Annotated in this window: 22 protein-coding genes and 1 tRNA gene; 11 read left to right on the top strand and 12 right to left on the bottom strand. The window is 65.8% G+C overall.

What is annotated here, in order from left to right; genetic code table 11:
* Nucleotides 1-31: 31 nt before the first annotated feature.
* Nucleotides 32-1,090, bottom strand: a complete 1,059-nt coding sequence (locus tag ACSC1Y_RS04555) for a PstS family phosphate ABC transporter substrate-binding protein (protein ID WP_435333504.1) — start codon at nt 1,088-1,090, stop codon at nt 32-34.
* A 320-nt stretch (nt 1,091-1,410) separates the two neighbouring features.
* Here ACSC1Y_RS04555 and ACSC1Y_RS04550 point away from each other — a divergent pair, with 320 nt between their 5' ends.
* Complete coding sequence (locus ACSC1Y_RS04550) at nt 1,411-2,406, top strand: PhoU domain-containing protein (protein ID WP_435333503.1); 996 nt, start codon at nt 1,411-1,413, stop codon at nt 2,404-2,406.
* Between the two features lie 181 nt (nt 2,407-2,587).
* On the opposite strand, the gene ACSC1Y_RS04545 is transcribed toward ACSC1Y_RS04550, so the two are convergent.
* Complete coding sequence (locus ACSC1Y_RS04545; protein ID WP_435333502.1) at nt 2,588-2,962, bottom strand: 30S ribosomal protein S8e; 375 nt, start codon at nt 2,960-2,962, stop codon at nt 2,588-2,590.
* A gap of 92 nt (nt 2,963-3,054) precedes the next feature.
* On the opposite strand from ACSC1Y_RS04545, the gene ACSC1Y_RS04540 reads away from it, so the two are divergent.
* Nucleotides 3,055-3,513, top strand: a complete 459-nt coding sequence (locus ACSC1Y_RS04540) for a DUF2240 family protein (protein WP_435333501.1) — start codon at nt 3,055-3,057, stop codon at nt 3,511-3,513.
* Nucleotides 3,510-3,896: a DUF7993 family protein gene (locus ACSC1Y_RS04535; protein ID WP_435333500.1), complete on the top strand. Its 387-nt coding sequence runs from the start codon at nt 3,510-3,512 to the stop codon at nt 3,894-3,896. The genes ACSC1Y_RS04540 and ACSC1Y_RS04535 overlap by 4 nt, the downstream gene beginning before the upstream one ends.
* 65 nt (nt 3,897-3,961) lie before the next feature.
* Here the strand turns inward: ACSC1Y_RS04535 and ACSC1Y_RS04530 are convergent, their stop codons facing one another.
* Both ACSC1Y_RS04530 and ACSC1Y_RS04525 read right to left on the bottom strand, forming a co-directional pair.
* Complete coding sequence (locus tag ACSC1Y_RS04530) at nt 3,962-5,170, bottom strand: cation:proton antiporter (RefSeq protein ID WP_435333499.1); 1,209 nt, start codon at nt 5,168-5,170, stop codon at nt 3,962-3,964.
* 2 nt (nt 5,171-5,172) lie between these two features.
* Nucleotides 5,173-5,655 (bottom strand): cation:proton antiporter regulatory subunit, encoded by a 483-nt coding sequence (locus ACSC1Y_RS04525; protein ID WP_435333498.1) that lies wholly within the window; start codon nt 5,653-5,655, stop codon nt 5,173-5,175.
* A gap of 110 nt (nt 5,656-5,765) precedes the next feature.
* On the opposite strand from ACSC1Y_RS04525, the gene pyrF reads away from it, so the two are divergent.
* Nucleotides 5,766-6,569, top strand: a complete 804-nt coding sequence (pyrF, locus tag ACSC1Y_RS04520) for an orotidine-5'-phosphate decarboxylase (RefSeq protein WP_435333497.1) — start codon at nt 5,766-5,768, stop codon at nt 6,567-6,569.
* A 19-nt stretch (nt 6,570-6,588) separates the two neighbouring features.
* Here the strand turns inward: pyrF and ACSC1Y_RS04515 are convergent, their stop codons facing one another.
* The gene (locus tag ACSC1Y_RS04515) at nt 6,589-6,777 is read right to left on the bottom strand and encodes a hypothetical protein (RefSeq protein WP_435333496.1); all 189 of its coding nucleotides are present in this window, start codon (nt 6,775-6,777) and stop codon (nt 6,589-6,591) included.
* Nucleotides 6,778-6,951: 174 nt separating this feature from the next.
* Between ACSC1Y_RS04515 and ACSC1Y_RS04510 the strand changes: the two genes are divergently transcribed.
* From ACSC1Y_RS04510 to ACSC1Y_RS04500, 3 genes are all read left to right on the top strand, one after another.
* Nucleotides 6,952-7,515, top strand: coding sequence for a J domain-containing protein (locus ACSC1Y_RS04510; RefSeq protein WP_435333495.1), 564 nt, complete (start codon nt 6,952-6,954; stop codon nt 7,513-7,515).
* Between the two features lie 131 nt (nt 7,516-7,646).
* Entirely contained in the window at nt 7,647-9,266 is a 1,620-nt protein-coding gene (locus tag ACSC1Y_RS04505) for a GTPBP1 family GTP-binding protein (RefSeq protein ID WP_435333494.1), read from the top strand.
* Nucleotides 9,267-9,327: 61 nt separating this feature from the next.
* Nucleotides 9,328-10,278 (top strand): M48 family metallopeptidase, encoded by a 951-nt coding sequence (locus ACSC1Y_RS04500; protein ID WP_435333493.1) that lies wholly within the window; start codon nt 9,328-9,330, stop codon nt 10,276-10,278.
* A 66-nt stretch (nt 10,279-10,344) separates the two neighbouring features.
* Here the strand turns inward: ACSC1Y_RS04500 and ACSC1Y_RS04495 are convergent, their stop codons facing one another.
* The 7 genes from ACSC1Y_RS04495 to ACSC1Y_RS04465 form a co-directional block, all read right to left on the bottom strand.
* Nucleotides 10,345-10,833: a double winged helix-containing putative transcriptional regulator gene (locus ACSC1Y_RS04495; RefSeq protein WP_435333492.1), complete on the bottom strand. Its 489-nt coding sequence runs from the start codon at nt 10,831-10,833 to the stop codon at nt 10,345-10,347.
* Nucleotides 10,830-11,762 (bottom strand): methenyltetrahydromethanopterin cyclohydrolase, encoded by a 933-nt coding sequence (gene mch, locus ACSC1Y_RS04490; protein WP_435333491.1) that lies wholly within the window; start codon nt 11,760-11,762, stop codon nt 10,830-10,832. The genes ACSC1Y_RS04495 and mch overlap by 4 nt, the downstream gene beginning before the upstream one ends.
* Nucleotides 11,763-11,875: 113 nt before the next feature.
* The gene (locus ACSC1Y_RS04485; protein WP_435333490.1) at nt 11,876-12,235 is read right to left on the bottom strand and encodes an MTH1187 family thiamine-binding protein; all 360 of its coding nucleotides are present in this window, start codon (nt 12,233-12,235) and stop codon (nt 11,876-11,878) included.
* The gene (locus ACSC1Y_RS04480; protein WP_435333489.1) at nt 12,232-12,684 is read right to left on the bottom strand and encodes a universal stress protein; all 453 of its coding nucleotides are present in this window, start codon (nt 12,682-12,684) and stop codon (nt 12,232-12,234) included. Before ACSC1Y_RS04480 ends, ACSC1Y_RS04485 begins: the two co-directional genes overlap by 4 nt.
* A 33-nt stretch (nt 12,685-12,717) precedes the next feature.
* A complete protein-coding gene (locus ACSC1Y_RS04475; RefSeq protein WP_435333488.1) occupies nt 12,718-13,014 on the bottom strand; it encodes a hypothetical protein in 297 nt (98 codons plus the stop codon).
* A gap of 59 nt (nt 13,015-13,073) precedes the next feature.
* Nucleotides 13,074-13,676, bottom strand: coding sequence for a hypothetical protein (locus tag ACSC1Y_RS04470; RefSeq protein ID WP_435333487.1), 603 nt, complete (start codon nt 13,674-13,676; stop codon nt 13,074-13,076).
* A 584-nt stretch (nt 13,677-14,260) separates the two neighbouring features.
* Nucleotides 14,261-14,331: transfer RNA gene (locus tag ACSC1Y_RS04465), tRNA-Gly, on the bottom strand.
* Between the two features lie 374 nt (nt 14,332-14,705).
* On the opposite strand from ACSC1Y_RS04465, the gene ACSC1Y_RS04460 reads away from it, so the two are divergent.
* From ACSC1Y_RS04460 to ACSC1Y_RS04445, 4 genes are read left to right on the top strand one after another with little or no spacing between them, the layout of a single operon-like run.
* Complete coding sequence (locus ACSC1Y_RS04460; protein WP_435333486.1) at nt 14,706-15,563, top strand: putative RNA uridine N3 methyltransferase; 858 nt, start codon at nt 14,706-14,708, stop codon at nt 15,561-15,563.
* A gap of 6 nt (nt 15,564-15,569) precedes the next feature.
* A complete protein-coding gene (locus ACSC1Y_RS04455; RefSeq protein WP_435333485.1) occupies nt 15,570-16,595 on the top strand; it encodes a 50S ribosomal protein L3 in 1,026 nt (341 codons plus the stop codon).
* Between the two features lie 3 nt (nt 16,596-16,598).
* On the top strand, nt 16,599-17,351 hold the full coding sequence (rpl4p, locus tag ACSC1Y_RS04450) for a 50S ribosomal protein L4 (RefSeq protein WP_435333484.1): 753 nt from the start codon (nt 16,599-16,601) through the stop codon (nt 17,349-17,351).
* Nucleotides 17,348-17,599 carry a 50S ribosomal protein L23 gene (locus ACSC1Y_RS04445; RefSeq protein ID WP_435333483.1) on the top strand — a complete coding sequence of 84 codons (252 nt, stop codon included), beginning with the start codon at nt 17,348-17,350 and terminating at the stop codon, nt 17,597-17,599. Before rpl4p ends, ACSC1Y_RS04445 begins: the two co-directional genes overlap by 4 nt.

The following is a 17,599-nucleotide window of genomic DNA, read 5'->3' as shown; positions in this document are numbered from 1 at the left end:
GAAAAACGCTTCTACTCTGTGCGGAAAGCCCTCAGTTCTCTTCCAGGTACTTCGAGAGCTTGTCCATCTGCTTCTGGACGGTCTCTTCGTCGTTGGGGACGTAGCCGACTTTGTCGGCGACGACCTCTTTCTTCCCGGACTGCTGGACGAAGTACTCGGCGAAGGCGCGGGCCTGCGGTTTGTTCTGGAGCGACTGCACGCGCGGGTACGTGAACAGCGGGCGCGAGAGCGGCTTGTACTCGCCCTTCTTCGCGGTCTCGAGCGAGGGCTTGACGCACTTGCCGTCGCCGTTGTCGATGGCGAGCGCCTTGACCTTGTCCTTGTTCTCGGTATAGTAGGCGAAGCCGAGGTAGCCCATCGCGTTCTTCGAACCACTGACGCCACGGATGATCTGACGGTCCTGCTCCGTCGCGGAGTAGTCCTGCGTGTGGCTGTCCTCCTCGCCGATGACGGCCTCGGTGAAGTAGTCGAAGGTACCGGAGGCGGAGGTCGGTCCGTACAGCTCGAGTTCCTTGTCGGGCCACTCGGAGCGGATGTCGCTCCACTTCTTCGCCCCGCCGGGCTTCCATATCTGTTTGAGCTCGTCGACGGTGATGCAGTCGACCCAGTCGTTCTCCTCGTTGACGATGACGGTCAGCGCGTCAGTGGCGACCTTGAGCTCGATCCAGTCGACACCGTTGCCGGAACACGCTTCCTTCTCGCTGTCCTTGATCGGGCGCGACGCGTTGTTGAAGTCGGCGTCGCCCTTGCAGAAGTAGTTCGAGAAGCCGCCACCGGAGCCGGTCGAGCTCACGGAAATCTTCACGTCGGGGTGTTCCTCGTTGAAGCCCTCTTTGACTGCCGTTGCGAGCGGGAAGACGGTGGAGCTCCCGTAGATGTCGATGTTACCGGAGAGCTTCTGGGAGCCACTTCCGTCGCCGCCGTCGCTACCACTGCCACCGTCGCCGCCGCTTCCGCCATCACCGTTCTCGCCGCCGGACGCACCGCGCTTCGCACAGCCTGCGAGGCCAGCGAGGCCTGCAGCGCCAGCAGCGGTCACGAACTTACGCCGGGAGAGGTTGTCGTAGGTGGTGTCGGATTCGTCTGTCATCACGTAGACGAGAGGCAGATACGGATAAATACCTCGCTATGTTCGCTATATATTCGTATGTATCACAATGGGGTCCACGCCATCTCCGGAGGCACGAGACGCCGTCTCAAGGCTGGTACCAGGCGGTCCGGGGCCCGCCCCGGTTCGCCCGTCGGAACACCTGTCGGGATAGAATATGTAATGGTTTCTTCCCCCCAGAACACCGCTCAGACCAGGGCTCTATACACCGGGGCCGGTTTTGACAACCTCGCCACCTGTGCAAAGCCGAACACTATATAGAAACAAGTACATTTATTTTCTCGCTGTCCTCATTGCCGGACATGGAAACGCGCAAGGTGCAAGTCACGGGCGGGTCGACGTTCACGGTATCGCTACCGAAATCGTGGGCCACCGACAACGGCATCTCCGCGGGCGCAACCGTCGAGTTCTATCCCGAGGACGACTCCCTGTTACTGACACCGAAGAGCGAGACCGAGCGCACGGAGGGTACGCTCGACGTCTCGGACCTGGAGGGCAACCGACTCACGCGCGCGGTCATGACGATGTACGTCTCCGGCTTCGACATCATCTCGCTGGAAGCCGGTCGCATCACGACCGACCAGCGCCGGGCCATCCGTTCGGCCACACAGAGCCTGGTCGGCGTCGAGGTCCTCGAAGAGACGAGCGACAGCGTCGTCATCCAGGACCTGCTCGACTCCTCCGAGCTCAGCATCCACAACGCCGTGACCCGGATGCACCTCATCGCGCAGTCGATGCTCCACGACGCGCTGACCGCACTCGTCGAGAACGACGACGACCTGGCACGCGACGTCCACCAACGCGACGACGACGTCGACCGACTCTGGTACGTCGTCTCCCGTATCTTCCGGGCCACCCTGCGCTCGCCGCACGCCGCTGAGGAACTCGGTGTCCCACGCGAGGTCTGTTTCGACTACCACTCCAGCGCACGCCAGCTGGAACGCATCGGTGACCACGCCGCGAAGATAGCCAAGACCGCCGAGAACCTCGAAGACGTCGACGACGACCTCTCCGAGGCGTTCATCGAACTCCACGACGACGCGCGGGACGTGCTGGAGAAGGCGATGGACGCGCTGTTCACCGACGACAGCGAAGAGGCGACCCGACTGGCCAACGCCGCACGCGAGTCCGTCAGAGAGATGGACGAGCACGCCCGGACCATCGACGAACTCCTGCGCGAGTACGACGCCCAGACCGCCCAGTCGCTCGGCCTCGTACTCGACTCGCTCTCGCGAAGTGCCGACTACGCTGGGAACGTCGCCGAGACCGCACTGCAGAAGGCCGCGCCGCGACCGTAGACGAGGCTCATTCTCGCTGTATAGCGTTTTCGGCTATCTCGCTTCCGGCACTGTACCGAACACCAGCTGCACGGCGTCTTGACTGCTGGCTACGTAGTGTCTCGACTTAGTGTCTCGACTACTGGGTGTGGAGACGCAGAGTGTGAAGACGCGACCGACGTCGCGTCCGATAAGAAGCGACTTACTCGTCGAGGAGGACCGCGTTGACCAGCCCGTTCTGACCGGGTCGGGACGTGACGCGTGCCTTGCCCTCGTTCGTGACGATGATGGCGCCCTTCGTGATGATGTTACGACGGACGTAGTTCGGGTTGGCGTCGTTCTCGGTGACGTCCTGGATGGTCGCGTGGACCGTCTCGCCGCCCTTGTTCACGTTGGCGACGTCGGTGGAGAGCGCACGGACCTTCTCGGTGCCGCCGCGGGAGTCGATGGTGCGGAATCGGCCCTCGCCGACCTGCGTCTCGGTCGGGAGCCGACCGAGCTGGTGCTTCTTTCGCTTCTTGATGGGGCGGAGTCGACCGCCGGTCCGCTTGCGCGTAGAGCGTCCCTGATCTTGCATATCCGGGAAAAGTCTCAGGAGCTACTTGAATCGCTCGACTTGTGACGGGGTGAATCGTCACGTTTAGGCCATCGACTCTCCACCCAACGGACATGAGTCTGCGCGTCGCCGTCGCCGCTCCCTTCCGGCAGCGCGGCAAACGAGAACTGGCGGAGAACGAGTTCGTGGTCGCGCTCTCGCTCGACCGGGACTGGTTCTCGCCCGACCAGGCGAAGCGGCTGGTCGACGTGGCGACCGGCGAGGGATTGCTCGAGCGCGAGGAGAACACGCTCCGGTGCACGTTCGAACCGTCCGAGGTCGAGATACCCGAGGACTTCGTCCCAGGCGACGACGTCCTTCGCTCGCGGTCGGCGTTCGAACAGGTGCTCGACGACCTCGTCGCCGACGGCCACGAGAAACACGAGGTCGTCGGGGCCATCAACCAGCTCCAGCAGGAGCTCGACGTGACCATCGCGGCTGCAGCACTCGTCTACGCCCGGAAACAAGGTATCGACGTGAGCGAGGTCCGTGGGAAGGCGGTCGCGGAACTGCGGGGTGAGGAAGCGGTATGACCGAACGTCGCGTCACCGACGGTATCCGCATCGCCCAGCTCCTCTCGTCGGAACTCGACGGCCGGGAGGACGGTGAGTTCGACCGCTTCGCCGTGGTGAACGCCGACCCCGACGTGGAGCCGACCGACGACGGGGCCCGCGCCTACGACGTTACCCGGGACGGTGAGCCGTTCGCCGTGGTGTACGTCCAGCCCGACCGCGTCAGGGTCGACCTCTCGATGGGACTCGATGCGGCCGTCGAGGCCGCGAAGGCGGGTGAGCTCCGGGTCCGACCGAAGGGAACCACGCCGCCGAAGACGCTGTTGTTCGTCGAATCGGGTGCCGAAGTGAAGCGGGCGACGGACGTCTTCGATGCGGCGAGTCAGGCGGCCGACACCGAGTGACCGACGTCCGTAGCGGCACGAGCGCCGATGTTGTTGCTCGGGTAGCCGTCGCCCCCCTGGGCGTCTCAGGTCTCCGCTCCTACGTCCGTCCCCGACACTGAACCAACGTACTTCTCCAACAGGGGGGACGCCCGCATCAGGCCCGTCCCGAGCACGCTCATCACGAGCACGTAGCCGACGGCGAAGGCGGGAATCACGTCCGCGAGCGCACCTGTCCCGACGGACGTTGCCAGCGCCGCGAGCACCAGCGAGAACTCACCTCGTGCGACCAGCCCGACGGCGACCCGGAGCGACCGACGGTCGCTCAGGCCGTAGCGCTTCCCGCTCCAGTAACCGCTGACGAGCTTGCTCGCGGTGGTGACGACGACGGCGATGCCGAGGAGCAGGAGTGCGGTGCCCTGGAGCTGGCTCACGTCGGTCTGCAGCCCGATGGCGAAGAAGAACGCGGCCGCGAACAGGTCGCGGGCGGGGCTCATAACCCGTTCGACGCGGTGCACCGCGTCGGTCTCGCTGACGGCCGTCCCGACGAAGAACGCCGCGACCGCCTCGCTGACACCGAGGTCGAGCGCGACCGCTGCGACCACCGTCGTCACGCCGAGCAGGCCGATCAAGAGCAGCTCGTCGGAGTCGATGTCGAGGGCTCGCTGGAGAAGCGGCGTCCCGAACCGGGCGAAGACGACCAGTGCGGTCAGTACCGCGAGCGCGATGCCGACCGACTGGACCGCAGCGAAGCCACCATCGCCGACGGCCACGGCCGAGAGCAAGGCGAGATACACCGCGATGACGATGTCCTCGACGACGAGGGTCCCGAGGACGACCTCGCTCTCGGGGTCGGCGACCCAGCCGAGGTCGATGAGGGTCTTGGTGATGATGGCAGACGAGGAGATGTAGACGATACCGACCACGAAGGCGGTTTCGAGCGGCGAGAAGCCGAAGGCGACCCCGAGCGCGATGCCGACTCCTGCGTTCACCGCGAGGTCGATGCCGCCGATGACGCCGAGCTTGTCGCGGCTCGCCAGCAGCTGGTCGACGCTGAACTCCATGCCGATGAAGAAGAGCAACAGGATGATACCGAGCTCTGCCAGCAGGTCGACGAACGCTTCGTCCTCGATGAGTCCGAGTGAGATGCCGCCCGCGATGGGTGCGTGTGGGCCGACGAGTAGTCCCACGACGATGTAGGCCGGGATGACCGACAGCCGGAGCTGGCGGGCGAGCACACCACCGATGGCGAGGATCGTCAGCGTGATTCCTGCTTCCAGGAGTAACCCGGCCATCGTCAGTCGCCGTGAACGAACGTACGAAGCTTCTCCTGTTCCTCGCGTGTGCCGAGCGCGACGAGGATGTCCGCGGCTCGCAACTCGAAGTCCGGGCTGGGGTTGGCGATGGTCTCGTCGTCACGCTGGACCGCGATGACGGATGCGCCGGTCGCGGTCCGCACGTCACACCCTTCCAGGGTCTTGCCCGCTAGCGTCGAATCCTCGTCGATGGTCACCCACTCGATTATCGCGTCGCCGAGGGGAACCTGCGGCTGCTGGAGTTCGACCGGCTGGAAGTACGCGCCGCCGAGGATGGCCCCGAGCTGACGGGCCTGTTCCCCCGTGAGGCCGGTGATGCGGGTGCTGTCGGCTTCGGGCGTCGCCCGGTGGAAGAGTTCGCGTCGGCCGTCGTGGTGCAACAGCGTGATGAGGCGTCCGCCGTCGTCGAGTTCGAGCTCGAACTTTCGTCCGACGCCGGGGACGTCCGTCTCGTAGACCGTCATGCCGGTAACTGGCGTCCCGCTGCTGTATAAAACCGACCTGCTCGGGATGGGTACATCGCTCTCGCACGCGATAGCAACTTCCATAACCGACCCCCACCCACGCCAATCAAATGAGCTTCTTCGAGCGTCTCGGCGAGCGGATCGACGCCAAAGACACCGTCGTCTCCGTCGGCCTCGACCCCGACCCGGACCGTATCCCCGAGTTCCTCGCCGACCACGACATGCCCCGCTGGGCGTTCAACCGTCGCATCATCGACGCGACTCACGAGCACGCGGCGTGCTACAAGCCGAATGCGGCCTTCTACGAGGACGGCGACGGCTGGGCGGCACTGCGAGAGACCATCGCGTATGCCCACGGGAAGGACGTACCCGTTCTACTCGACGCCAAGCGGGCCGACATCGGGAACACGACGCGTCAGTACGCCAAACTGCTCGACCACGCGGACGCCATCACCGTCAACCCGTACATGGGCCGTGATTCGCTCGACCCCTTCCTCTCGCGGGCGGACAAAGGCGTCTTCGTCCTCTGCCGGACGTCGAATCCCGGCGGTGCGGACTTCCAGGACCTCGAACTGTCCTCGGGAGAACCGCTGTACCAGCGGGTCGCCGCAGTCGCCGATTTCTGGAACGAGCACGACAACGTCGGGCTGGTCGTCGGCGCGACGACGCCGGACGAACTCGAAGAGCTCCGCGAGCAGGTTCCGGATCTGCCGTTCCTCGTCCCCGGGGTCGGCGCACAGGGCGGCGATGCAGAGGCCGCGGTCGAGTACGGGCTCGCAGACGATATCGGCCTCGTCAACTCGTCACGGGGAATCATCTTCGCCGGAGAGAACGCCCGCGACGAGGAGGGATTCTTCGGAGCGGCCGGACAGGCGGCGCGGCGGCTGAAACAACGGTTGAACCAGTACCGGTAGCCCGCGGCGGAGACCGCTATCAGAACTGGTAGGTCTCCCCCTCGCCGCTGGTGGGGTCGACGCCGGTGGGATCGACGCTCTGAACGCAGTCCATGCACATCGAATGTTCGGCATCGAAGTGCCGCTCACAGACCATCGCACCACAGTGCTCGCAGTGCTGTTCGGCGCGCTCTTTCTCGCAGATCTGACAGAGTGACTCGACGCTCATACCGCTCTATAGCGGTCCGGAGCGCTTCAGTCCACACCTTGCCAGTGCCTGCCATTGTCGGTCCACCCACGGGGAATCTCCTCGTACAACGACCCGTGGTGGCGTACGCTGTCGAGTCTCCCGACGGTGTGTGCCACCGAGTGGTTTAGGGTGGCGTGGCACGTAGTCGCGCTCGTGCGAGATACGCCCCTGCTGTTCGGGCTCGCGGCCGTCTTCGCCGGGTTGACGACGGTGCTCGCCATCGTCGCCATCGTCACCCACCAGCTCGTCGTCCTCGGCATCGCGCTGCCGTTCGCGGCGACGACCTACTTCATCTGGTTCCAGGCCAGCGGGCGACTGATGGAGAAGGTGGCGGCGTCGACGCACGTCGATGCGGACGACGAGCGACGGCGGGCCGCCGAACGGAAGGCCCGCGAGGCCGCCCGCGGTGGCCGAAGCCGGTTCGCGAGAGAGGCCCGCAGGGCCGCCGACGAGCGCCGCCGCCGCGAACGGGCACGGGCGGCGGGCCGCGTCTCCGAGACGGGGCGAACGCGCCAGCGACGCCGACGTCCCAGAAGTGACGGGCCGACGCTAGAGGAGGCCCGGCGGACGCTGGGAGTCGGTCCCGGCGCCGACCAGGCGGCTATCCGAACGGCCTATCGGTCCCGTGTCAAGGAGGTTCACCCGGACACGAAGAACGGCGACGAGACGCAGTTCAAGCGGGTGAAAGACGCGTACGAACGACTTCGAGAGAACTGACGGCTCGTGGGACCGGCCGATGGTGCTCCAGGGGTTCCTGGGGTGTCCGTCGCCGACTCACCAGCCGCACTGTGTGATACGTTGTCACCAGACGAGAAGCCTTTTGCCACCTGTCTCCTACAATCCGTCATATGAGCCCTGACCGGGCCGTGTTGGAGAAAGCCCTCGAACGCGGTGAGCAAGAGGGCGGCAACGTCGAGTTCAAAGAACGGTTGACTCGAGACGTCCACCTGGCCGATGGGAGACGCGAGAGTCTCGCGGCACAGTTACGCCACCGGGTCCTCTCCGGTGACGGCGAAGCGATGTACGTGGTCGGGGTGACCGACGACGGCGGCCTCGCCGGCATCGAACCGGCCGTGTTCTCGGAATCGCTCGACGTGCTGAGCCTGCTCGCCGAGGAAGCCGGTGCCCACATCGAGGACGTCCAGACCTGGGGCGTCGAAGGCGACGGCAAGCCACGCGGCAAGGGCATCGTCGGCGTCGCGATGATCCGCGAAGGGAGCGTCCTCGAGACCGACGACGCCCACATCGTGGTCGGCACGGCCGGCCACGTCGATCACGGAAAGTCGACGCTCGTCGGTTCGCTCGTCACGGGCCGCCCGGATGACGGCAACGGGAGTACACGCGCCTACCTCGACGTGAAACCGCACGAGGTCGAGCGCGGCCTTTCGGCGGACCTCTCCTACGCGGTCTACGGCTTCGACGAAGACGGCCCCGTCCACCTGCACAACCCCAACCGGAAGGAGGACAGGGCGCGTGTCGTCACCGAGTCCAAGCGGCTGGTCTCGTTCGTCGATACGGTCGGGCACGAGCCGTGGCTCCGCACCACGATACGCGGACTCGTCGGCCAGAAACTCGACTACGGTCTCCTCACGGTGGCGGCCGACGACGGCCCGACGAAGACGACCCGCGAGCACCTCGGCGTCCTGCTGGCGACGGAGCTGCCGACCATCGTCGCACTGACGAAGATGGACGTGGTGACGCCGGAGCGACTCGAGGAGGTCGAGCGCGAGGTCGAGCGGCTGCTCCGGGACGTGGGTAAGACGCCGCTCCGGGTCGACCGCCACGGGGTCGACGCCGCCGTCGAGGAGATAAGCGAGACCGTCGTGCCCATCCTGACGACCAGCTCGGTTACGATGGAGGGACTCGATCTGCTGGACGAGCTGTTCGAGCGGCTGCCGAAGACCTCCCGCGACGAGGGGGACTTCCGGATGTACATCGACCGGACCTACGCCGTCACCGGGGTCGGGGCGGTCGCCTCGGGCACCATCATGTCGGGCGAGGTCGAAGCCGGCGACGAGCTCCTTCTCGGGCCGATGCCGGACGGCTCCTGGCGCGAGGTCGAGGCGCGCTCCATCGAGATGCACTACCACCGCGTCGACCACGCCAAGGCCGGGCGCATCGTCGGTATCGCCCTGAAGGGTGCCGCCGAGGCCGAGATAAAGCGCGGGATGGCCCTCGTCCCGCGAGACTCGGAACCGGCGAGCGTCCGCGAGTTCGAAGCCGAGGTGATGGTGCTGAACCACCCGACCAACATCGGCGACGGCTACGAGCCCGTCGTGCACCTCGAGACCATCTCCGAGGCGGCCGTCTTCCACCCCGAAGGCGGACAGCTCCTGCCCGGCGACAAGGGTAAGACTCGCGTCCGGTTCAAGTTCCAGCCCTACATGGTCGAGGTCGGCCAGCGCTTCGTCTTCCGCGAGGGACAGTCGAAGGGGGTCGGAACCGTGACCGAAATCTACACCGACTGAGGGGCTCGAGACCCGGTACCCGGTAACGGTTTCTTCTCCCCAGCCGAACGGACTGTCAGGAATGCAGTCACGCTCGTTCTCCGTGCGGCTCCTGTTGGCTGTTACTGGGGCCGTTCTCTTCGTGGTCTACCTCGCGGTCGGAGCCGCCGTCGTGGAACTGCTGACCACGGTCGCGACCACGTCCCTCCACCCGCTGGTGTTCCTCGCTTCTTTGCTCGTCTGCTCCCTCCTGTTCGGCTACGTGAGCTACCGCGGCGGAACCGCCGCGATACTCGGCTCGCTCGACGCCTGGGAACTCCCCCGAGATCGGGCCCCGCAGCTGTACGCCCGGGTCGACCGGCTCTGCGACCGGATGCAGGTCGAATCGCCGACGCTCCTCGTCGCGCAGATGCCGGCGCCGAACGCGCTCGCCATCGGGGGCCGCGACGGGGGGACGGTCGTCCTCAGCACGAGTCTCTTCCGGCTCTTGACGCTCGACGAACTGGAGACCATCGTCGCCCACGAGCTGGCACATATCGAGAGTCGCGACAGCCTCGTCCAGACGCTGGGTCTCAGCCTCGCGGAGACGGTCGGCGGCGTCATCTTCCTCTTCCTCCTCCCGGTCGGGCTGTTCGTCGCTGGCATCCGTCGGTCGTTGCGGTGGATGACCGGCCGACGGACGGAGTCGTTCGCGAGCCACCTCCGGCGGACCCACGCACAGGTCGCGACCGTCGTCTTCGGGCTGCTGTTCGTGGTGACGCTCGCGCTCCGGGCGCACTCCCGCCGTCGCGAACTCGCGGCCGACGACAGGGCCGCGTCGGTGACCGGGAAGCCGATAACGCTCGCTCGAGCGCTGGCCCGAATCGAGCGTGCGTCCAAGCCGCCGGGTGGCCTGCTCTCTCCGCTGTACATCCACGGCGAGGAGGAGAGCGCTCTCGGACAGCTGCTCGCGACGCACCCGCCGATGACCGACCGTATCCAGCGCCTCGTCGACCGGGCAGAGGCGTCGTGGACGACGATAGAGATAGAGTAGTTCTGGGGACCGGAACCGCGGCGCCCCGGTAGCCCGACCCGTCAGTTTGCTCGGTCTCCCGACCCGTCAGTCGGCCCGGTACCCAGCGTCCGTCCGCACCGCGAGTTCCAGCAGGACGAGCCAGTCGAGGAGACGCTCGACCCGTTCGCTCCAGACGTCATCCCAGCTGTTCGGATGTTTGTGGCGCTCCCACTGCGGGACCGTGTCCTCGAACCGGGCGAACACTTCGTCGGCGCCGAGCGGCCGGTCGGCCTCCTGAAGCACCGAAAGCACGTCCTCGGCCCCGAAGACGCCATCGAGGAACGCCTCCCGGAGCGAGTCGGTCGTCGGGTCGGTCCGGATGCGGGAGAACCCGTTGCTTCCCTCCCTCGCCAGCCCGAGCCCCTTGAGGAAGGTGAGCCACTTCGCGGCCTCGTCGCGACCGACCACTTCGGTCCGGTCGAGGACCCGCGCACAGCAGTCGTCCTCGGAGCCCGGGACCAGCGGCACCGCCTTCTGGACGGTCGCGACCGTCTCGAGCGAGTCGGGTGCCCGCGGAACGAGTTTGACCTTCACAGGTCGAACGAGTCGGCCAGCAGCTCCTCGTCGGTCTCGCCGTGGACGTGAGTCGGACCCCCGATGACGTCGACGGTGACCTTCGCGGGCGCGAAGACGCCCTCGTCGAGCTCGTAGAAGTCCCAGTCGACGGTCTCGTAGATGTCGGCGAACGGCTCGCCGTACCGCTCGCCCGCGGTCGAGACGATCTCGTCGAACCGGTCGAAGTCTTCGCGGACGGTCAGGTGGACCTGTCCGCCGTACGCGAGGGCGTCGTTCGTCCGGGCCATCGCCTCCTCTTCGGAGGCGGCGACTGGGGCGACGGGTGCCTTCCCGGCGGCGGAGACGATGTCGGTCGGGTCGTAGCCCAGCTCGGACAGCCGGAACGCGGCGAGCTCGGCTGCACGGGCGCCGATGCTGACGCTTCCGGCGATGCTGGCGGTCCGGAAGCCGACCAGGAAGACGCTCTCTTCGTTCACCTCCGCGAGGTCTGCGACGTGTTCTGCGACCCGTTCGTCGGGGAGGTCGTCGGACTCGACGGTCAGGACGGTGAGGTCGAAGGCGTCGTGGTAGCCAACGCGGTGGAACACGTCCTCGGTTCCGACGAGGGCACGGGCCGGGCCGCTTCCGAGCCCCTCGAACTCGCCGATGGAGACCTCCCAGCCCGCCTTCTGCGAGCAGAGCAGTGCGAGGTCCGGGTGATCCGTCGTCAGTTCCACGTAGCGAATCGGTGCACCGCCGAGTTCGCCCACGTTGGTCTGGACCGTGGCCAGCCCGCCGGTCTGTATCTCCGAGAGCAGGAGGCCGGCCTCGACCCCGCCGTCGAAGTCGACGCCGAAGTCGAGTACCGTCGCGCCGTTTTCCAGTTCGTACGCCCCCGTCCCGAGGACCTCTGCGAAGTCGATGGCCTCGTCGACGAGTTCGATGGCCATGCGGTTGAGACTCTCCATAGACGGGGGTTGTTCGTCTCGCGGTAAAGGGTTTCAGTTCTTGTCGCAGCGGCCGACGGTCGGTGTCTCGTCCTCGGCAGTGCCGCCCGTCCGGTCGTACTGCTCGTCCGCCCCTACTCCTCGCTCCCGTTCCCTGCCGCTTCGCTCTCGTTTCGAACTGCTCCGCTTCCGCTCCGGGCAGCACGCCCGAGGTGTTCCTCGACTGCCCGGACCTTGTCGGCCGCCGTCGACGTCTTCGTCCGTTTGTCGTCTATCTTCAGGAACGTCGAGACGCGGTCGCCGTCCACCGCCTCGTGAGCCGCCTGTGCGGCGGCGAACACCGTCCCGACGTCGTCGGCCTCGATGGTCGTCCCCATCGGGGTCGTCTCGTAGGTCACGTCGAAGTCGTCGAGCGCGGCGACCGCCTTCGCGACCTCGCTCGCCATGCTCCCTTCGACGACCGGGGCGACCGAGAGGAATGCGACGACCGTCATTCCTCGTCGTGCAGCTGGACCGTCACACGGCCGTCGAAGTTGAGCAGGAGCCGCTGGGTGAGGTCGCCGAACAGCGCCTTCCCGCTGGGAGAGCGGCGGCGACCCGTGACGAACAGGTGGTCACACTCTCGTTCCTCGGCAACGTCGAGGATGGCCATCTCCTCCCGGCCGACGGTCCCGAGCACGTCGTACTCGACGTCGACCTCCTCGAGGGCACTGTGGCCGACCTGCGTCGCGAAGTGTTCGGCCTCCATCTCCGCTTCGTCGAGCGGGAAACTCCTGCCGTCGCTCTCGAGCCTCGAGGACATGATGTCCTCGTACTTCTCCTCCGGGAAGACGTGCAACAGGTAGAGCTCCGCGCCGACTCCGGCTGCCAGCCGTCCGGCTTCGCGGACGAGAGACTGTGTCTGTGCGGAGTCGTCACGGATGATGGCGAGTGCGCGTTCCATACCCCCACCTGTTGTCGCAACGGTGGAAAAAAGTTACCGGACCACGCGTTCACACACCTCTCGCACCTCATCAGTAGTACTCTCTGGGTTCGTCGTCGCCAGCAGCCGTCTCAGGACGTACTCCAGGGTGAGCACGGTCACCATCACCACGGACCCGAGTCCGAGGAAGTAGCCGGTGACCTCGAGAATCCGTGCGGTGGATAGCCGGGACGCCGCCATGCCGATACCGAGTGTGAGCATCCCGAGGATGAGCATCGGCGCGACGACCCACCTGACGAACGTGGAGTCACGAGCGAACGCCCAGACCGAGCGAACCGGTAGTACAGCCATGCGATATTGTCAGCGAGTTAGAATAAATGCCTTCCCGCCAGCAGGGGTACGGTGCACCATCAGACCCGCCGTTCGACCGACCGGTACGTCGCCGCGAACTGCGGGGTTCCCCCGAGTCCGCTCGCTGCGAGCTGGAAGACGCTCAGCGTGACGTCCGTCTCCTCTCCTTCGAGGACGACGGCCCAGTTACCCCCATCCGGCCGTTCCCAGCGACCGTCTTCCACCGTCAGCAACGTCTCGCCCACGTAGCTCCCGACCGACAGCACGAGCTCCTGGTCGACCTGCCCGGCGGCGGCGAGCTCACCGACCAGTTCGTCACAGCGCGTGAGCGATTCGACGGAGAAATCCAGCTCGTACTCCGGCCACCGGTCGGCGAACCGCTTCCCCTGCTCACGGAAGACGGCCTTCCGTTCGCGCGGTCGGCGCTCCGGAGGCGGCGACTCCGTCGTCGTGGACGAAGCCTGTGTCCGGCCCCGTGACTCGTCGGCTGTCGTCGCCGCCACGGGCTCGGATTCGGGAGCCGCCCCGGCCCGAGCCGTCTCGTGCGCTTGGCCCGCGTACTGTTCCTCGTCGCTCTCCCGTTCCTCGTCGGCGGGCGGCGTCTTAGACGCCGTCTGCTCGCCACCACCGAGGAGCTCAGAGAGCCGCTGGAGCAGGTTCATGGCTCACAGAGTGGGTGGTCCGACCAAAAACCTCGACCCCAGAGTGAATGTGAAACGGAAAGAACAGTTGGCAAAGAATGTTTTCCCTTTGACTATATGGCGGTCCGTCGTCGACAGAATCCATCGTCGACAGGAGTACGCTGGGTGGGAGCTGAACCCAAGTCGCACGACCTCGCTTCGCTCGGCTGCGTACTCCCTGATGCGAACCCCAGTGTCCGCGTTCACCGAGACTCGTCCATTCTCGCGACACGCTATCGCGGTCGCTCGCGGGAGTGAGTTCCGGAGAAGTGCGCTGGCTGGGATTTGAACCGATGTGAGACGGTCATCCTCACTTCGTTCGGATGCTGCGGCTCACAGGGTTCAAACACCAGCGTTCCAACTTTTCGAGGACCGGACTCGTCGCTCCGCTCCTCGTCGGTGGTCCTGGAGAAGTGCGCTGGCTGGGATTTGAACCCCGGTCGCACGACCTCGCTTCGCTCGGCTGCGTGCTCCCTGATTCAAATCCCAGGATTCGCTTTCACCGAAACTCGTCCATTCTCGCGACACGCTATCGCGGTCGCTCGCGGGAGTGAGTTTCGGAGAAGTGCGCTGGCTGGGATTTGAACCCAGGTTGTGACCATGGCAAGGTCACGTGATACCACTACACTACCAGCGCAGTGTGGCTTCAATTTCCACTAACTGCTGGCCGAGTGATAAGGGTTGCGAATCGGGACGGTCGACGCGCGAAAAACTACCATCGGGCGGCGGGATACGGGCCGTAACGGGGACCGGAGCTCGGTAAGCAGGTTGCCACCTCGACGTCGACGACCGGCCGGTAGCCTCCGTCTGCGCTGCTCCCCGCCGGGAGGGAGGATGTAAAGTTTTGACCCACGCACGTACGGGAGCCTGACTATTCAACTATGTGAACGTCAAACACTCTCGAACGGCCGTGTGGGGGCGTCTCAACCCGGAATCCATTCCGGCACCCTTTTAACCTTCGTCAGAATAAATCCGGCACAGTCTAGTGACGAGGCAACCAAGCCTCTCGGCATGACCACTACCGTGCTCGTGCCGTCGTCCCTGGTCCGGGAAGCCGAAGACAAACGCGAGGCAACTCGCAAGGTCGGCTACGTCGCCCGCGCGGCGACGGTGTTCCGGGCAGACAGGCTGGTCGTCTTCCCGGACGAAGACGGCGAGACCAGATGGGGCGGCGAGTTCGTCAGCACCGTGCTGCAGTACGCCGCGACGCCCCCCTACCTCAAGAAGGAGGCATGGGGGCACCGCAGCGAACTGGAGTACGCTGGGATACTGCCGCCGCTTCGTGCCACGTCACAGACCGGCTCCGGATCTGACGATTCGGAGTCGTTAAGACAGGGAATCGTGACCGAGGTCGGACCTGACAGGCGCGTTCGGGTCAATTGCGGACTGCAACACCCGATCTCGCTCATCGTGCCATCCACGATGGATGTGCCCGACGAGGGAGAGCGCGTAACCGTCAGGGTATCTTCGCGACGTCCGGTCCGTGCGAAACTCGTCGACGAGCCCATCTCCGGGCTGGTCGTCGAACGCACGGACCTCACGACAGCGCTCGAACGAGACGACGCCGGACTGCGCATCGCGACCTCGCGCCACGGGGAACATCTCTCCGTGGGGCGACTCGCAGGTCTGGTGTCACGAATCGACGACGACGGGATGACCGTCGTCTTCGGTTCACCGGGACGAGGGCTGCCGGAAATACTCGGAATCGACGTGGCCGACGTACAGGCCACGCTCGACGAGGACGCCACCGAACCCACCGCCGGAGGGTTCGACCTTTGGCTAAACTCGATTCCGCACCAGGGCAGCGAGGTGGTGCGAACGGAGGAAGCTCTGTTCGCCACGCTCGGCTGCCTCACACTCAGAGAGTGAACAACGATGCCACAACCTAGCAGACCACGCAAAGGCTCGCTCGGGTTCGGCCCGCGCAAGCGTGCGACCTCGGAGGTCCCGCGCTTCAACTCGTGGCCGGACGACGACGGACAGCCGACGCTGCAGGGCTTCGCTGGCTACAAGGCTGGTATGACCCACGTGGTGATGATCAACGACGAGTCCAACTCCCCCCGCGAAGGGATGGAGGAGACCGTCCCGGTCACCATCGTGGAGACGCCGCCCATGCGAGCAGTCGCCTTGCGAGCGTACGAGGACACGCCGTACGGAAAGAAGCCGCTGACGGAAGTCTGGACGACCGAGTTCCACGACGAACTCGACCGCGTCCTGGACCTTCCCGAGGATTCGGACTTCGACGCGGCCGCGGACGAGCTCCGCGACGCAGTCGAGGCCGGTGACGTCTCGGACCTTCGTGCCATCACGCACACGGTCCCGAGCGACGTCGCCTCCGTGCCGAAGAAGAAGCCCGACGTGATGGAGACTCGAATCGGCGGCGGTTCCATGCAGGAACGCGTCGACTTCGGGCTCGAACTCATCGCCGAGGGTGGCGTGCACGAGATGAAAGACCAGTTCCGTGACGGGGAGTACACCGACGTCTCCGGCGTCACGAAGGGCAAGGGCACCCAGGGCCCGGTCAAGCGCTGGGGCGTCCAGAAGCGCAAGGGCAAGCACGCCCGCCAGGGATGGCGGCGTCGCATCGGTAACCTCGGCCCGTGGAACCCGAGCCGCGTCCGCTCGACCGTTCCGCAGCAGGGTCAGATGGGGTACCACCAGCGCACGGAGCTCAACAAGCGCGTCATCCAGATCGGTGACGACGAGGACGTCGAGGACATCAACGTCGACGGCGGCTTCGTCAACTACGGCGAGGTCAGCGGCCCGTTCACGCTCGTGAAGGGCTCGCTCCCCGGTCCGGACAAGCGTCTCCTCCGTTTCCGCCCGGCCATCCGGCCGAACGACCAGCCGCGCCTCGACCCCGAGGTGCGCTTCGTCTCCACCGCATCGAACCAGGGATAAACCATGCAGGCAACCATCTACGACCTGGACGGCTCCGACGCCGGCACGCTCGACCTCCCCGAGGTATTCGAGACGGGCTACCGCCCGGACCTCATCACGCGTGCTGTCCGCGCCGCCCAGGCCAACCGAAAACAGCCGTACGGTGCCGACGACTACGCCGGCATGCGTACATCCGCAGAATCGTTCGGTTCGGGCCGCGGTATGGCACACGTGCCGCGCTCGAACGGGCAGGGTGCCCGCGTCCCCCAGACCGTCGGGGGTCGCAAGGCACACCCGCCGAAAGAAGAGAAGAAACAGGGCGAGTCCGTCAACAAGAAGGAGCGCAAGCTCGCGTTCCGTAGCGCACTGGCCGCGACCGTCGACGCCGAGCGCGTCGCCGAGCGCGGACACCGCTTCGACGAGGACCTCGACCTGCCGCTGGTCGTCAGCAACGACTTCGAGGAGCTGCTGAAGACGAAGGAGGTCGTCTCCTTCCTCGAGGCCGTCGGTGCACACGACGACGTCGAGCGCGCAGACGAGGGTAAGAAGGTCCGAGCCGGTCGCGGGACGACCCGTGGCCGCAAGTACAAGCGACCCAAGTCGATCCTGTTCGTCACCTCGAGCGAGGCCGGCCCGTCGAGGGCCGCCCGTAACCTCGCCGGTGTCGACGTCGCGACCGCCCAGAACGTCAACGTCGAAGACCTCGCGCCCGGCGCACACGCCGGACGTCTGACGGTCTTCACCGAGGCAGCCATCGAGGAGGTGGCAGACCGATGAGCGTCGTCAAGTACCCGCTCGTCACGGAGAAGGCCATGAACGACATGGACTTCGAGAACAAGCTCCAGTTCGTCGTCGACACCGACGCGTCGAAGCCGGAGATCCGTGAGGAGGTCGAGGAGAAGTTCGACGTCTCCGTCGCCAAGGTCAACACGCAGGTGACGATGAAGGGACAGAAGAAAGCGATCGTCCGACTCTCCGAGGACGACGACGCACAGGAAGTCGCCTCTCGAATCGGGGTGTTCTAA

Origin of the sequence: Haloarchaeobius lipolyticus (assembly GCF_051208015.1) — an archaeon.
GTDB lineage: Archaea > Halobacteriota > Halobacteria > Halobacteriales > Natrialbaceae > Haloarchaeobius.
Note: the sequence above shows the minus strand (reverse complement) of the source record. Positions and strands in the feature narration are given on the sequence as shown.

What these genes read in the sequence shown, in the direction of transcription:
- ACSC1Y_RS04530 (WP_435333499.1), bottom strand. Translation starts at nt 5,170, where the DNA reads ATGGCCGGGTTACTCCTGGAAGCAGGAATCACGCTGACGATCCTCGCC.
- ACSC1Y_RS04470 (WP_435333487.1), bottom strand. Translation starts at nt 13,676, where the DNA reads ATGAACCTGCTCCAGCGGCTCTCTGAGCTCCTCGGTGGTGGCGAGCAG.
- ACSC1Y_RS04540 (WP_435333501.1), top strand. Translation starts at nt 3,055, where the DNA reads ATGAGTCTGCGCGTCGCCGTCGCCGCTCCCTTCCGGCAGCGCGGCAAA.
- ACSC1Y_RS04550 (WP_435333503.1), top strand. Translation starts at nt 1,411, where the DNA reads ATGGAAACGCGCAAGGTGCAAGTCACGGGCGGGTCGACGTTCACGGTA.
- ACSC1Y_RS04535 (WP_435333500.1), top strand. Translation starts at nt 3,510, where the DNA reads ATGACCGAACGTCGCGTCACCGACGGTATCCGCATCGCCCAGCTCCTC.
- ACSC1Y_RS04475 (WP_435333488.1), bottom strand. Translation starts at nt 13,014, where the DNA reads ATGGCTGTACTACCGGTTCGCTCGGTCTGGGCGTTCGCTCGTGACTCC.
- ACSC1Y_RS04505 (WP_435333494.1), top strand. Translation starts at nt 7,647, where the DNA reads ATGAGCCCTGACCGGGCCGTGTTGGAGAAAGCCCTCGAACGCGGTGAG.
- ACSC1Y_RS04480 (WP_435333489.1), bottom strand. Translation starts at nt 12,684, where the DNA reads ATGGAACGCGCACTCGCCATCATCCGTGACGACTCCGCACAGACACAG.
- ACSC1Y_RS04445 (WP_435333483.1), top strand. Translation starts at nt 17,348, where the DNA reads ATGAGCGTCGTCAAGTACCCGCTCGTCACGGAGAAGGCCATGAACGAC.
- ACSC1Y_RS04515 (WP_435333496.1), bottom strand. Translation starts at nt 6,777, where the DNA reads ATGAGCGTCGAGTCACTCTGTCAGATCTGCGAGAAAGAGCGCGCCGAA.
- ACSC1Y_RS04525 (WP_435333498.1), bottom strand. Translation starts at nt 5,655, where the DNA reads ATGACGGTCTACGAGACGGACGTCCCCGGCGTCGGACGAAAGTTCGAG.
- ACSC1Y_RS04455 (WP_435333485.1), top strand. Translation starts at nt 15,570, where the DNA reads ATGCCACAACCTAGCAGACCACGCAAAGGCTCGCTCGGGTTCGGCCCG.
- ACSC1Y_RS04545 (WP_435333502.1), bottom strand. Translation starts at nt 2,962, where the DNA reads ATGCAAGATCAGGGACGCTCTACGCGCAAGCGGACCGGCGGTCGACTC.
- rpl4p (WP_435333484.1), top strand. Translation starts at nt 16,599, where the DNA reads ATGCAGGCAACCATCTACGACCTGGACGGCTCCGACGCCGGCACGCTC.
- ACSC1Y_RS04555 (WP_435333504.1), bottom strand. Translation starts at nt 1,090, where the DNA reads ATGACAGACGAATCCGACACCACCTACGACAACCTCTCCCGGCGTAAG.
- ACSC1Y_RS04485 (WP_435333490.1), bottom strand. Translation starts at nt 12,235, where the DNA reads ATGACGGTCGTCGCATTCCTCTCGGTCGCCCCGGTCGTCGAAGGGAGC.
- pyrF (WP_435333497.1), top strand. Translation starts at nt 5,766, where the DNA reads ATGAGCTTCTTCGAGCGTCTCGGCGAGCGGATCGACGCCAAAGACACC.
- mch (WP_435333491.1), bottom strand. Translation starts at nt 11,762, where the DNA reads ATGGAGAGTCTCAACCGCATGGCCATCGAACTCGTCGACGAGGCCATC.
- ACSC1Y_RS04500 (WP_435333493.1), top strand. Translation starts at nt 9,328, where the DNA reads ATGCAGTCACGCTCGTTCTCCGTGCGGCTCCTGTTGGCTGTTACTGGG.
- ACSC1Y_RS04460 (WP_435333486.1), top strand. Translation starts at nt 14,706, where the DNA reads ATGACCACTACCGTGCTCGTGCCGTCGTCCCTGGTCCGGGAAGCCGAA.